Below are 12,893 nucleotides of genomic sequence, written 5' to 3' on the forward strand. Positions count from 1 at the left end.
TCGTTGTCACATAACCGTTTCACATGGCATTTGAAACTCCTAGCGTTTAACCCGCTTGTCTTGCCATCGTAAAGTGACACAGCATGAACACATAAGAAACGAGAGAAGTATTGCTCAGATTGTTCGCAAAGTTCAAATTGCCGCTTTAGCGCTTTTCGACGCGGCTGTTCCCGGATAGCGTCCGCCTGAGTCGATCATACATTAGGAACTTCAAATGAGCATTGCAGCAAAATTGGAAAGCTTGGGCGTAACCCTTCCGGACGCTCCTGCACCAGCGGCTAACTACGTGCCTTTCGTGCGCGTTGGCAACTTGGTTTACGTATCTGGGCAGATTTCCAAGGACGATGATTTAATCACCGGAAAATTAGGTGATAACATGGATGTCGAAGCAGGCGCTGCCGCGGCAAAAGTTTGCGCGATCAATCTGTTGGCTCAGGTCAAAGCGGCATGCGGTGGTGACATTGACAAGCTTGTAAGGGTTGTGAAGCTGACAGGGTTCGTGAACTCGACCGCTGATTTCACGGCGCAACCGCAGGTCATAAATGGCGCGTCCGATTTTCTTGTGGAGGCCTTGGGAGAAGCCGGACGTCATTCTCGTTCGGCTGTAAGCGCCGCGTCGCTGCCGCTGGGCGTAGCTGTCGAAATAGAAGGTATCTTCGAGATCCAATGACTCCGCCACTTCCGCAGGTGTTTTTGCAACGTCCGATCGCGCATCGTGCGTTGCATGATGTATCGGCCAAACGTCCCGAGAACAGTCTCTCTTCGATCCGAGCGGCGCTGGACGCCGAATATGGGATCGAGATTGACCTGCAATTAACGGCCGATGGCCGCGCCATGGTGTTTCATGATTACGACATGAGGCGGCTTACTGGGCAATCTGGACCGATCCGGCGGATCACCGCTGAGCAGGCCAATGCGTTTCCGCTCCTCTATTCGGAGAATGAAAGTATCCCCTCTCTGGAGCAGGTTCTGGATCTGGTCGATGGCAAGGTTCCTCTTCTGATAGAGTTAAAGGATCAGGATGGTGGGATGGGAACTGGGATCGGGTCCCTGGAACAAGATGCGGTTCGGGTTTTAAATGACTATGACGGTCCAGTGGCGGTTATGTCATTCAACCCAAACAGTGTCGCAGAATTAGCCCATTTAGCGCCTCAAATACCTAGAGGTATCGTTACCAGTTCTTATGATCCAAACAACTGGCCTCTGCCTGTCGAAACGTGTGACTACTTGCGTGGTATTCCGGACTTCGATCGCGTTGGCGCCAGTTTTATCAGTCATGAAGTTAGTGATCTGGATCGTCCCAGAGTTTCGGAACTAAAGGAGCGCGGTGTTCCCATCTTGTGCTGGACTGTCCGGTCGCCTGCTCAAGAGGCAGAGGCGCGTAAAGTTGCGGATAATGTGACGTTCGAGGGCTATCTGGCTTGATCCTGCCAAGAAAAGTCACAGGTTAGGATCATCGCGGAGGGCACATGGATCAGGCGCAGATCGAGGTTCAGGTTCTTGGAACACTTTCGCAGATTTCTGCGGCGGAATGGGATGCGTGCGCGTGCCCAGAGGCCGCAGATGGTGGCCGTCCGCTTGACCCTTTCACCACTCATCGTTTTCTTCTGGCGCTTGAAGAAAGTGGCTCGGTCGGTCGCGGCACCGGGTGGCAACCGCAATATCTGACGGCTTATCTGGATGGCATGTTGATTGGTGCGGCGCCTATGTATGCCAAATCGCACAGTCAGGGCGAATACATCTTCGATCACAGCTGGGCCCATGCTTATGAAAACGCTGGGGGGCGTTACTACCCAAAACTCCAGGTCGCTGTACCGTTCACGCCTGCGACGGGACGTCGATTTCTGGTGCGACCCGGATACGAGACGATCGGAATGTCGGCCCTGGTTCAGGGAGCTGTTCAACTTTCGGCCGAAAACCAGATCTCATCGCTGCACGTGACGTTTTGCACCGAAGATGAGGCATTGGCAGGTGAGCAGATGGGACTGATGGTTCGCAGTTCTCAACAGTTTCACTGGTTGAATCAGGAGTTTACCGATTTCGAAGAATTTCTCGCTGCTCTTTCGTCTCGCAAAAGAAAGAACATTCGAAAGGAAAGAAAACAAGCCAATGATTTTGGAGGTCAGATTCATACTCTCACTGGCTCTGATCTAAGACCCGAACATTGGGACGCTTTCTGGCGGTTTTACCAAGACACCGGGGCGCGAAAATGGGGAGCCCCGTATCTGACGCGTCAATTTTTTAATATCGCGCAAGAAAACATGCCCGATGATATGGCCCTGGTGTTGGCCGAGCGTAATGGATACCCCATAGCGGGGGCGCTGAATTTCATTGGGCGTGAGACATTGTATGGGCGTTATTGGGGCTGCATAGAGCATCACCCATGTCTGCATTTCGAACTGTGCTACTATAGGGCAATCGATTTTGCCATCTCGCAGGGTTTGGCCCGGGTAGAAGCGGGCGCACAAGGTGAGCATAAACTGGCGCGCGGCTATCTGCCGACCCGCACGCATAGTTTGCACTGGATCGGCGACCCCGGCTTTGCCGATGCGGTCCGGAAATACCTGGACGCTGAAGCCCATGCGGTAGGAGAGGAAATCGAGATTTTGACGGAATATGGCCCGTTCAGAAAGTTGAACCAGGAGGAACAGCAATGACCGAATTATTGTCGACTGAGACCCGCGGCCCACTGCTGGACCCGCTGTTCAGGAATGGGTGGACCATGCTGGATGATCGCGATGCCATCACAAAGACCTTTATCTTCGAAGACTTTGTCCATGCATTCGGATGGATGACGCAGGTCGCGATATGGGCGGAGAAATGGAACCACCACCCTGAATGGTCGAACGTCTACCGCACAGTGGAAGTCGTTCTGTCGACCCACGACGTGGGCGGCCTGTCGTCGTTGGACGCCAAACTCGCCCGAAAAATGGACGGCCTGGTTTAGTCTCTGTTCTCTCGCGATCCCATGCCGCCCGCGAGCGAAGCAGTCACACCCAATTGCTTGAACTCCGCAGGTGTCACGGTGCCGCTGCTAACGTTGATATTGCTGGGAATGCCAGTTGTCCGGTTGCCGACTGACCTGACCGTGCGTGCCGCGGGATCAATATCCAGGCATCTCGTTTCATAGCATGTCAGGCCGCTGGTGTTGATCTGAATACGTTGCTGGCCATCTGGTCCGGTGGTTACCGGAGCCTGCGGAACATCGCAGGCGGCAACCAGTCCCAAAATTCCCAATCCGATCCACTTGTTCATTTCGCGCTCCTGGCGCTAGTCCAGTTGACCGTTTCCGTCTTTGTCCGCAGCTTCAAAATCAGCGGACATCTGAGCCTTGTATTCCGCTCTGGATATGAAGCTGTCGCCGTTGCGGTCAACGCTTTGAAATTGCTTGATATCCAGAAAAGGTTTCGCCTCTTCCAACCCCAATGAGCCGTTCTTGTCCTCATCCATCTCCTGAAAGGCATAGTCAGAAAAGGCGTTGAATTCATCTTTGGAAAGAAAACCGTCATTGTTGGCGTCAATGGCCTTGAGTTCACTTTCGTTCAGCTCAGCAACGGTATCGGCATTGGCCGCGCTTGCCAAAATCATGAGTGCAATCAATAGAGTGTCACGTTTCATACTCTGTCTCCTCAACACGCGTATCTTTGGCCTTGAACTCCGCCCGTTGCGGCGCCAGCAGCTGTAAGGATCGTCTTGCCGGATCCTCCGCCAAACTGGTTACCGATGGCGCCACCGATTAGTGCGCCTCCCAATGTGCCGCTGAGACAAGCTATCTCATGTTGTCTCGCGGCTTGCTGTTGGGGTGTTGGTGCGGGTCCGCATGCTGTCAAAAACGCAGAAGCGACCAGAGCAATCAAAGCAAGTTTCAAATTCATTAATGAACTCCCCTCATGTCAAAATTGACTATTCGCCGATTGGGGCATTGTATCAAGTTAATTGATGTTCAGTTGGCCCTGGCTAAGCCAGGGCCAACTAATGTTAGATGACTTCGAGAAGCCCCTCACCTGCAGAAGTTTCGCACGTGCCCGGACTTTCCTCCAGATTTAAAGCCACGACTTTCCCGTCGTTGACAAGCATCGCGTAGCGCTTGGATCGCGCTATCAAACCGACGGGGGGTGCGTCGAAATTCATTCCGATTGCTTTGGTGAATTCGGAACCAGCGTCAGATACCATTGTTATACCTGCTTCGGTCGCGCCAGTAGATTCGCCCCAAGCATTCATCACGAACGGGTCGTTGACTGATAGGCAAATAATCTCGTCAACGCCTTTGGCGTCAAACTGACTTTTGGTGCGGATGAAGCTCGGCACATGAGCGGTTGTGCAGGTGCCGGTGAAAGCGCCGGGAACGGCAAAGATCACGACTTTGCGGCCCTTTGTTTTGTCAGAAACACTCACCTCCTCGGGTCCTTCAGAACCCATTTGGATAAGTGTCGCTTCGGGCAGCACATTGCCGGTTGAAATCATTTTAATGCTCCTGTCGATTGAATTTGCAGAGTCGGGCTATGCCGCAATATAGGTGAGCAGGTGAAAGTGACCACGTGAATTCGACAGGGTGAGAGGAACATGAGCCATATTGTCGTGATTGGCGCCGGACAGGCGGGATCGTCCCTTGTTGCGCGGCTGCGCAAAGACGGGTTTGAAGGCGATATCACGCTGATCGGGGCTGAACCGCATTTGCCTTATCAGCGCCCTCCGTTGTCCAAGGCGTATCTATTGGGTGAAATGGAACTAGAGCGCCTGTTTTTGCGGCCTGAAAGTTTTTACTCGGAGAACGATATCACACTGAGATTGGGTGAGCGTGTTGCTGAAATAGATCCAGAGGCAAAAACTGTTACTTTGGGCAATGAGGTGATCCCATACGACCAATTGGCACTGACCACTGGATCCGACCCGCGCCGTTTGCCAGCTTCGATTGGCGGTGATCTTAAGGGAGTTTACGTTGTACGCGATTTAACCCACGTTGACGAAATGGCTCCTTGGGTAAAGGAAGGCGCCCGAGCGCTTATTGTGGGCGGAGGGTACATCGGGCTTGAAGCAGCAGCCGTATGTGCAAAACGTGGGGTAAAAGTGACACTAGTCGAAATGGCTGACCGAATTCTGCAGCGGGTCGCCGCATCAGAGACAAGCGACTATTTCCGTAAATTGCATACCGAATACGGAGCGGACATCCGCGAAGGTGTCGGGTTGGACAGGCTGGTTGGCGAAAACGGCAGGGTTACTGGCGCGGTTTTGACGGATGGGGCGGAACTTCAGATCGACTTTGTTGTTGTCGGTGTGGGCATTCAACCTTCGATCCAGTTAGCTGAAATGGCAGGTCTTGATCTGGAAAATGGTATTAAAACAGACGCCTATGGGCGAACTTCAGACTCTTCGATCTGGGCGGCGGGCGATTGTGCGTCATTCCCCTACAAGGGTCAGCGGATCCGGCTGGAAAGCGTACCCAACGCAATAGACCAGGCTGAGGTTGTTGCGCAAAATATGCTTGGCGCTGCCATAGAGTACATGGCGACGCCTTGGTTTTGGTCGGATCAATATGACGTTAAGTTGCAAATTGCAGGTCTCAATTCTGGATATGATCGTGTGATAACACGCAAGGGCGACGGGCAAACCGTGTCCTTTTGGTACTACAAGGGCGACCAACTGATTGCAGTTGACGCCATGAATGATCCCCGGGCCTATATGGTCGGCAAGCGTTTGATCGAGGCAGGAAAAACGGCAGATGCGGCCATTGTGTCTGATCCCGACGCGGATTTGAAACCGCTGCTTAAAGCGTGAGGATCATCGCCGGAGAATTCCGGGGTCGCGCCTTGGCCTCGGTCGGAAAGGGCGACGCGGGGGCGCATTTGCGTCCGACGACAGACAGAGTGCGTGAAAGCCTTTTTAACGTGCTGTCTCATCAAATCGATTTTGATGGGTTGCGGGTTTTGGATATGTTTGCGGGCACGGGGGCATTGGGCCTAGAAGCGCTGTCTCGCGGGGCAGCCCATGTCACGTTCGTCGAAGATGGGCGGGTAGCACAGGGTATTATTCGTAAGAATATAGACCTGACCAACAGTCATGATCGCACCGATCTGATCCGCCGAGATGCTACTCGGCTGGGCGAAAACGCAAGTGCCGCTTATGACTTGATTTTCCTCGACCCACCCTACGGAAAAGCCTTGGGCCAAAAGGCCATCAACGCAGCTGTTCCCGGTGGCTGGATTGCAAACGACGCGTTGCTGGTTTGGGAAGAAGGAGCCCCTATGACAGCGCCGCAGGGATTCAAATTGTATGACACCCGAAAATACGGCGATACCCATATCGCGTTGATGTGGCGCGATGTTTTGGACTGAACCAGGTTGTGCCGTCCGCCGCGGATGGGCAGATTGAAGTTGAACGGCGCCCAGCTTAAGGGTCAATGCCCAATTCACGGAGTTTTTGATGCACGACCTAGTTATCTTCGACTGCGACGGTGTTCTGGTCGATAGCGAACCCTTGTCTAATCAAGTGCTGGTTAAAAACCTTTCCCGGCACGGTCTGGATCTTACGATCGAAGACAGCTTGGCCCTTTTCCTTGGCGGTACGATGGCTGGGGTCCACGTCAAAGCACGTGAGCTGGGTGCAGACCTGCCTGATGATTGGGTCGACCAGGTTTATGCGGAAATATACGACGGTCTTCGCGGTGGCGTTTCACTGATGCCTGGCATTCCAGACCTTCTTGAAACGCTTGATGAAAACGGTATTCCATTTTGCGTTGCGTCAAATGGTAGCCCAGACAAGATGAAGATTACGCTAGGCCAAAACGGTATGTGGGAGCGGTTCAGCGAGGTGATGTTTTCTGCTCACGTTTTGGGAACTGCAAAACCCGACCCAGAAATGTTTCAGACAGCTGCGGAACGATTTGGTGCATCCAACCCCGTGGTCATCGAAGACAGCGCTAGCGGAGTAACAGCAGCAAAGCGCGCCGATATGCGATGTCTGGCCTACGTCCCTTCTGGCGATGGGGAACGACTGGCCGAATTAGGGGCTGAGGTGTTTGTTGATATGACCGACGTGCCAACGCTTTTGGGAATCTAATCCAGCCGTGCTAAGCTTTGGGTCATGGAACGTTCTTTGACCCCACCCATATGGACGCTTGCAAATGACGCAGAGGTCACAACAGGGCCCAAGACAAAACCAGCGCGCGCACCTTTGTTGATCCACGATGCTGTCACGCCGTGGGGCAACGAAACGCTGTTGTTGAAACTCCTGAGAGATCAGGCCGCCGATCAAGATGAATAAGTCGGATGAAACTTATCGCCGGGTGACAGGGTAAATATTTCGACCCCATCCGCCGTAACGCCCACGGAATGTTCAAACTGAGCTGACAGCGATTTGTCTCGGGTGACAGCCGTCCAGTCGTCGGATAGGGTTTTCGTTTCGGGACGGCCCAGATTGACCATCGGCTCGATCGTAAAAAACATACCCTCTTCCAGAACTGCACCTGTGCCGGGGCGTCCATAGTGCAAAACATTCGGCGGTGCGTGAAATACCCGACCCAGACCGTGCCCACAGAAATCGCGAACGACGCTCATTCGATGTGCTTCTACATAGGCTTGGATCGCATGGCCAATGTCGCCAAAGGTTTTGCCAGGTTTTACAGTCTCGATCCCCTTGAATAGCGCATCATGAGTCACTTGAATCAAGCGTTCCGCTTTGCGCGGCAACTTACCCGCCACATACATTCGGGATGTGTCGCCATACCAGCCGTCCACTATAACTGTGACGTCGATGTTTAGGATATCGCCGTCTTTTAGCTTTTTGTCGCCGGGAATACCATGACAGACTACGTGGTTCACACTGATACAACTTGCGTGCTGATAGCCTTTGTATCCAATAGTCGCCGATTCCGCTCCGGCGTCCTCGACCATTTTTGTAATCAGGCGGTCGATTTCGCCGGTGGTTTGGCCCACAAAAACATGGTCGGCGATTTCATCAAGTATACGCGCCGCCAGAGCGCCAGCCGCGTGCATTCCGGCAAAATCGACCGGTTCGTAAATGCGAATACCATCCTTGGTCAGGCGGCCACGATGCTCTTTCATCGACGGTATGCTCCAAATGTTTTGCGCAGCATTCCTTCTACGCTGCTTGTGCAGAAAGTTCCAGAGGGTGTGGAGTATGAATTCCGATGTATGAGATAGGGCTTTATAGATAGAAAAACAGGACTTGGAATGGATCAAATGCGCGCAGCCCAGCTGATTCTTCGCTGTTACCCATGGGGTTCGTTTCCGATACCAACCATCTGGATATCCGCTGATGTCACCCATATCCCTTTGGGCGAAATCCGCGTTCCGTATATCAGCCGCTCTACGCCTTTTTGCCGCGCGGCTCCGAACGCAGCGGCATAAGCCGGGTCAATATCCGCCGCCAACGTAAAGCGATCGCAATCGGTGCGCTGCACCAGGTAAAGCATAATGGCGCGGTAACCTTTGGCTGTGATGGCGGCCAGCTCCTCCAAATGTTTTGTGCCTCTTGCAGTAACGCTATCGGGGAACTCAGCCAGACCAGTTTGGCGCGAAAGAGTTACGCTTTTGACTTCGACATAAGCATCGGGCAGGCCCGGCCCACTTAGCAGAAAGTCGATACGGCTGTTTTCGCCATACCTGACTTCGGGTCGAACAGTTTCGTAGTTGGCGAGTTCAGATATTTCTTTTGCTTCCAACGCCGCTCGCAAGGCCTTGTTTGGTACAGATGTGTCGACCCCGGTAAAGTCGCCGTTTTCATGATCGACCAGTCGCCAACCGTATTTCAGCTTTTTCTTTGAATCACTGTTCGGTTCTAGCCAAATTTTTTCACCGGGATTGGCTAGGCCCATCATCGAACCGGGATTTGCGCAATGAGCTGTAACTTCGCGCCCGTTTTCAAGCCTGCAATCGGCTAAAAAGCGTTTGTATCGGCGGATCAGGCGGGCGGGAACAAGGGGGGTTTCAAATTGCATGCTCGAAGGCCTATATCTGCGCAAGCGTCCGATCAAGGGGAGAGCGCGAAATGGCCAATCCAACCGCAGCGATGTTGGTCATCGGGGATGAGATTCTTTCTGGCCGCACCCGTGATGCAAATATGCATTATCTGGCCGGCGAGTTAACCAAGCTGGGTATCGACTTGAAAGAGGTTCGGATCGTTAGCGATGATGCGCCAGCAATCGAAGCTGCGGTTCTGGCCCTTTCCAATGTATATGACAACGTTTTTACCAGCGGTGGAATCGGACCCACCCATGACGACATTACTGCTGATTGTATTGCTCGCGCTTTGGGTGCGGATATTGGTATTCGCGATGACGCTCGCGCCTTGCTGCGGTCGCACTACGAAAATTCCGGGTTGGAATTGAACGCAGCGAGATTGCGTATGGCGCGCATTCCTGACGGCGCAAAACTGATCGACAACCCGGTTTCAACTGCGCCAGGGTTCAGCTTGGGTAACGTGCATGTGATGGCGGGGATACCGGCGGTTTTTCAAGCGATGGTCGCCAGCGTGCTACCCACTTTGACAGGGGGGGCACCTTTGCTGTCCCAAACTCTTCGTGTTGAGCGTGGAGAAGGCGATATTGCCGCAAATCTGTCATTGCTGGCAGAGGATTTTAGCGACCTGTCCATCGGGTGTTATCCATTTCAACGCAACGGCGTTTTTGGCGCAAACGTCGTCGTGCGCGGCACCGAAGGTGGGCGCATCGATGCTGCAATTACTCGGCTCGCCAAGGAACTGGAACTTTGAGCGCTAACTGGCCTGACGTTGTAGATGGCACTTGGCCCGCGGCAAGCTACATGAAGGTCGGTCCCTTTAAATTGCGCGAAGGTCGCGGAGGCGGTTCCAGGGTGTCTGCAGCTAACCTTGTTGGCGAGGTTGAGGCAGGTAGCATTGACGCTGCTGAAAATGCGATGTTAGCGATGGGGCAGAAGCTTATTTTTTGCTTGCATCCCGGCGACGAAATGCTGGATGCGAGATTAGAACAGCGCGGTTACGGCGTTCTTGATCCTGTCAATATTTATTCATGCAAAATCAACAATTTGATGGATTCCCCGGTTCCCCGCGTTACAGTGTTTTCGATTTGGGAACCGCTGGCGATAATGCGTGAGATTTGGGCCCAATGCGGAATTGGCCCGGAGAGGTTGGCCGTGATGGATCGGGTGTCAGGCCCAAAGACAGGTTTGTTGATGCGCCAGAGTGATCAACCCGCGGGAACCGGTTTTGTCGCTGTTCACGAACGTATCGCCATGGTTCACGCGCTTGAAATCCTGCCACAACATCGGCGTCAAGGTTTGGGGCAATGGGCCATGCGCGCCGCTGCGTTTTGGGCATCGGACAACAAAGCCGATACTCTCAGCGTGATTTGCACAAAAAGCAATTTAGGGGCCAATAGTCTCTATCAATCCCTCGGAATGCAAATCGTGGGAGAGTATCATTACCGCGTCAAAGGAGACTGATCTGTCGTGACTGAACTCACCAAAGCCACCGCGCTGAACTTGCCGATGGTCGATCCGCTGCCGCCGGAGACTCAGAAATATTTTGATATCTGTATTGAAAAACTGGGTATGGTGCCGAATGTGCTTAAGGCTTACGCGTTCGACATCGAAAAGCTCAATGCGTTCATTGCAATGTACAACGACCTGATGTTGGCTGACAGCGGATTGTCGAAATTGGAGCGTGAAATGATTGCGGTGGTCGTTTCGTCGATAAATAAGTGTTTCTACTGTCTAGTTGCTCATGGTGCGGCGGTGCGACAGCTCTCGGGCGACCCACAGTTGGGCGAAATGTTGATTATGAATTACCGGGTGGCTGTATTGGATGATCGGCAGCGTGCCATGCTTGATTTCGCCGCAAAAATGACAATGAGCAGCGCCGAAATCGAAGAAGGTGATCGCCAGAATTTACGCGACTCGGGCTTTACCGACCGAGATATTTGGGACATTGCAAATGTTGCAGGCTTTTTTAATATGACCAATCGCGTGGCAAGCGCAACGGGTATGACCCCGAACCCTGAGTACCACGCGCAACATCGATGATCCGAGTACTGAGTTTCCTTGCAATCCTTTTGGCCACAAATGCCAATGCGCAGGATCTGGCGATGCCGGCTTCCGCTCGTCAGATCAGCGAAAGGATCAGTCCTTTGGACAGCTACGACCTTCCTACCGGGGCTTTCGCCAATGGAAAAGTGCCTGCGCGCACAGTGGAAGGGCGGGTCGAGCGGACGACATGGAGGGTGCAATCAGGCTCTAGCACAACGCTGCAAATATTGGCCCCTCTGCGCGACCAACTGGCGGCGCAGGGATATGATATTATTTTCGAGTGTGACTCTCGCAATTGTGGTGGATTTGATTTTCGGTTTGGCACCGAGGTGGTGCCCACACCAGACATGTACGTTGCCATCCATGATTTCCGATTTCTATCCGCTACCCGTGGAAGCGACGTACTGAGCTTGTTGGTTAGCCGAAATCCTCCGGATGGGTTCGTTCAGCTAATTCGCGTCGCGCCGGTCGAGGCCTCTAGCCCGCCGCCGCTTGTGATCGAAGAAGCCGTGGATGGAACGCTTGGGTTATTACAGGTTCTGCAGCGCGACGGGCACGTAATCCTTGACGATCTGCATTTTTCAACGGGCGAGGTTGCGCTGGGCGATGCTCCTTTTTCTTCCTTGCGTCTGCTTGCAGCGTTTTTGAATGAAAATCCCAGAGTTAAGCTGGCTTTGGTTGGGCACACGGACGATACAGGTGATCTTCAGGCAAACGTAGCTGTCAGCACCAAACGGGCGCAGGCGGTAAGAAACCGATTAATAGAAACACATGGTGTCGCGGCAGACCGTATTCAGGCCGAAGGCGTTGGATACCTTTCACCTATAACATCGAATTCTACGTCCGAAGGGCGGTATACAAACCGGAGAGTTGAAGCAGTATTGCTGGTCAACTGAATTGCCCGTATAGCGAGATGAAAGAACCTAATTTCAGCCTTAGGAAGAAAACATGTCGAACATGAACGAGCAATCTCAGGCCTTGATCGTGGGTGCAGGAGCCGGGCTATCCGCATCGTTCGCACGCGCATTGTCAAAAGCGGGGTACAGTTTGCATCTGACGGCGCGCGATGTCTCAGACCTAAAAGATCTTTCTGCGGAAACCGGAGCGGAGTTGCACAGCTTGGATGGAACTGATGCAGCTGGCATGGCTTCATTGATTGCTGATCTGCCTGGGACTTTGCGAATAGCCTGTTACAACCCATCGGCCCGTGTTCGTGGGCCTATCACGGATTTTGACCCGGAAGACGTGCGAAAATCTGTCGAAGTGACGGCGTATGGCGCTTTCTTAATGGGGCAAGCGGCCGCGCGGCGTATGCTGATGCAAGAAGCGCAGGATGACAGACGCGGGACGATCCTGTTCACTGGTGCTTCCGCTGGGGTGAAGGGGTATCCTCTTTCAGCTCCTTTCGCGATGGGAAAATTTGCTCAACGTGGCTTGGCGCAATCCATGGCCAGAGAATTGCACCCCAAAGGAATACATGTCGCTTGGGTCAATGTTGATGGAACCATTCGAAATCCGGACGTCCATGGGAATAGCGACGATCAAGGCAGTATATTGCATCCAGACGCTATTGCGCAGGAATATATGAACCTGGTCCGACAACACCGTTCAGCATGGAGCAATGAGGTTACGATCAGGCTCTGGGTCGAAACCTTTTGACGGATGACCTGCTAGGTTACCCACCATAGGTACAGCGGCAATCCGATCGTTATATTGAAGGGGAAAGAAACACCCAAAGAGAGGGTCAAATAAATTCCTGCCTCTGCCTTGGGCAAGGCAATCTTCATGGCTGCGGGCACCGCTATATAGGATGCTGATGCAGAGAGAACCATGAAAAGAAACAGACTTCCTTGAGGCAATCCGATCAACGCG

The 12,893-nt window shown here is 53.1% G+C and carries 20 protein-coding genes; 13 read left to right on the forward strand and 7 right to left on the reverse strand.

Annotated elements, in window-relative coordinates:
- Window positions 1–214: 214 nt before the first annotated feature.
- The 4 genes from AC2FNV_RS18335 to AC2FNV_RS18350 are packed head-to-tail and all read left to right on the forward strand — an operon-like array spanning window position 215 to window position 2,947.
- Window positions 215–670, forward strand: a complete 456-nt coding sequence (locus AC2FNV_RS18335) for a RidA family protein (protein WP_170602994.1) — start codon at window positions 215–217, stop codon at window positions 668–670.
- Window positions 667–1,425 (forward strand): glycerophosphodiester phosphodiesterase family protein, encoded by a 759-nt coding sequence (locus tag AC2FNV_RS18340; protein ID WP_496774078.1) that lies wholly within the window; start codon window positions 667–669, stop codon window positions 1,423–1,425. Before AC2FNV_RS18335 ends, AC2FNV_RS18340 begins: the two co-directional genes overlap by 4 nt.
- 44 nt (window positions 1,426–1,469) lie before the next feature.
- The gene (locus tag AC2FNV_RS18345) at window positions 1,470–2,657 is read left to right on the forward strand and encodes a GNAT family N-acetyltransferase (RefSeq protein ID WP_170602996.1); all 1,188 of its coding nucleotides are present in this window, start codon (window positions 1,470–1,472) and stop codon (window positions 2,655–2,657) included.
- Window positions 2,654–2,947 (forward strand): 4a-hydroxytetrahydrobiopterin dehydratase, encoded by a 294-nt coding sequence (locus AC2FNV_RS18350; RefSeq protein WP_170479538.1) that lies wholly within the window; start codon window positions 2,654–2,656, stop codon window positions 2,945–2,947. Before AC2FNV_RS18345 ends, AC2FNV_RS18350 begins: the two co-directional genes overlap by 4 nt.
- Here AC2FNV_RS18350 and AC2FNV_RS18355 read toward each other — a convergent pair.
- The 4 genes from AC2FNV_RS18355 to AC2FNV_RS18370 form a co-directional block, all read right to left on the reverse strand.
- On the reverse strand, window positions 2,944–3,255 hold the full coding sequence (locus AC2FNV_RS18355) for a hypothetical protein (RefSeq protein ID WP_170479536.1): 312 nt from the start codon (window positions 3,253–3,255) through the stop codon (window positions 2,944–2,946). The two genes, AC2FNV_RS18350 and AC2FNV_RS18355, sit on opposite strands and share 4 nt — an antisense overlap.
- 15 nt (window positions 3,256–3,270) lie before the next feature.
- Window positions 3,271–3,618 carry an EF-hand domain-containing protein gene (locus tag AC2FNV_RS18360; protein ID WP_170602998.1) on the reverse strand — a complete coding sequence of 116 codons (348 nt, stop codon included), beginning with the start codon at window positions 3,616–3,618 and terminating at the stop codon, window positions 3,271–3,273.
- An 11-nt stretch (window positions 3,619–3,629) separates the two neighbouring features.
- The gene (locus tag AC2FNV_RS18365) at window positions 3,630–3,875 is read right to left on the reverse strand and encodes a YMGG-like glycine zipper-containing protein (RefSeq protein WP_170603000.1); all 246 of its coding nucleotides are present in this window, start codon (window positions 3,873–3,875) and stop codon (window positions 3,630–3,632) included.
- Window positions 3,876–3,978: 103 nt separating this feature from the next.
- On the reverse strand, window positions 3,979–4,464 hold the full coding sequence (locus AC2FNV_RS18370) for a peroxiredoxin (protein WP_170603002.1): 486 nt from the start codon (window positions 4,462–4,464) through the stop codon (window positions 3,979–3,981).
- 99 nt (window positions 4,465–4,563) lie between these two features.
- Here AC2FNV_RS18370 and AC2FNV_RS18375 point away from each other — a divergent pair, with 99 nt between their 5' ends.
- The 4 genes from AC2FNV_RS18375 to AC2FNV_RS18390 all read left to right on the forward strand — a co-directional run bounded on the left by AC2FNV_RS18375 (window position 4,564) and on the right by AC2FNV_RS18390 (window position 7,260).
- Window positions 4,564–5,775 carry an NAD(P)/FAD-dependent oxidoreductase gene (locus AC2FNV_RS18375; protein ID WP_170603004.1) on the forward strand — a complete coding sequence of 404 codons (1,212 nt, stop codon included), beginning with the start codon at window positions 4,564–4,566 and terminating at the stop codon, window positions 5,773–5,775.
- Window positions 5,772–6,332, forward strand: coding sequence for a 16S rRNA (guanine(966)-N(2))-methyltransferase RsmD (rsmD, locus tag AC2FNV_RS18380; protein ID WP_170603006.1), 561 nt, complete (start codon window positions 5,772–5,774; stop codon window positions 6,330–6,332). The genes AC2FNV_RS18375 and rsmD overlap by 4 nt, the downstream gene beginning before the upstream one ends.
- 88 nt (window positions 6,333–6,420) lie before the next feature.
- Complete coding sequence (locus AC2FNV_RS18385) at window positions 6,421–7,056, forward strand: HAD family hydrolase (RefSeq protein ID WP_170479525.1); 636 nt, start codon at window positions 6,421–6,423, stop codon at window positions 7,054–7,056.
- Window positions 7,057–7,092: 36 nt separating this feature from the next.
- Window positions 7,093–7,260 (forward strand): hypothetical protein, encoded by a 168-nt coding sequence (locus AC2FNV_RS18390; protein ID WP_254442518.1) that lies wholly within the window; start codon window positions 7,093–7,095, stop codon window positions 7,258–7,260.
- Here AC2FNV_RS18390 and map read toward each other — a convergent pair.
- Together map and sfsA are read right to left on the reverse strand one after the other, a co-directional pair.
- Window positions 7,248–8,060 (reverse strand): type I methionyl aminopeptidase, encoded by an 813-nt coding sequence (gene map, locus AC2FNV_RS18395; protein ID WP_170603010.1) that lies wholly within the window; start codon window positions 8,058–8,060, stop codon window positions 7,248–7,250. The genes AC2FNV_RS18390 and map overlap by 13 nt on opposite strands.
- 167 nt (window positions 8,061–8,227) lie before the next feature.
- Window positions 8,228–8,956, reverse strand: coding sequence for a DNA/RNA nuclease SfsA (gene sfsA, locus AC2FNV_RS18400; protein WP_170603012.1), 729 nt, complete (start codon window positions 8,954–8,956; stop codon window positions 8,228–8,230).
- A 50-nt stretch (window positions 8,957–9,006) separates the two neighbouring features.
- Here sfsA and AC2FNV_RS18405 point away from each other — a divergent pair, with 50 nt between their 5' ends.
- Genes AC2FNV_RS18405 through AC2FNV_RS18425 form a run of 5 tightly spaced genes read left to right on the forward strand, consistent with a single transcriptional unit; the run spans window position 9,007 to window position 12,680 of the window.
- Window positions 9,007–9,729 (forward strand): competence/damage-inducible protein A, encoded by a 723-nt coding sequence (locus AC2FNV_RS18405; protein ID WP_170603013.1) that lies wholly within the window; start codon window positions 9,007–9,009, stop codon window positions 9,727–9,729.
- On the forward strand, window positions 9,726–10,439 hold the full coding sequence (locus AC2FNV_RS18410) for a GNAT family N-acetyltransferase (protein ID WP_170603015.1): 714 nt from the start codon (window positions 9,726–9,728) through the stop codon (window positions 10,437–10,439). The genes AC2FNV_RS18405 and AC2FNV_RS18410 overlap by 4 nt, the downstream gene beginning before the upstream one ends.
- Before the next feature lie 6 nt (window positions 10,440–10,445).
- Window positions 10,446–11,018 (forward strand): peroxidase-related enzyme, encoded by a 573-nt coding sequence (locus tag AC2FNV_RS18415; protein WP_170603017.1) that lies wholly within the window; start codon window positions 10,446–10,448, stop codon window positions 11,016–11,018.
- Complete coding sequence (locus tag AC2FNV_RS18420; protein WP_170603019.1) at window positions 11,015–11,917, forward strand: OmpA family protein; 903 nt, start codon at window positions 11,015–11,017, stop codon at window positions 11,915–11,917. Before AC2FNV_RS18415 ends, AC2FNV_RS18420 begins: the two co-directional genes overlap by 4 nt.
- Window positions 11,918–11,969: 52 nt before the next feature.
- Window positions 11,970–12,680 (forward strand): SDR family NAD(P)-dependent oxidoreductase, encoded by a 711-nt coding sequence (locus AC2FNV_RS18425; RefSeq protein ID WP_496774085.1) that lies wholly within the window; start codon window positions 11,970–11,972, stop codon window positions 12,678–12,680.
- A gap of 11 nt (window positions 12,681–12,691) precedes the next feature.
- Here the strand turns inward: AC2FNV_RS18425 and AC2FNV_RS18430 are convergent.
- Window positions 12,692–12,893 (reverse strand): sodium-dependent bicarbonate transport family permease (locus AC2FNV_RS18430; RefSeq protein WP_496774087.1); only part of this gene is annotated, 202 nt, incomplete at its 5' end.

The sequence above is a fragment of the Ruegeria sp. BHSA163 genome, from assembly GCF_059613365.1.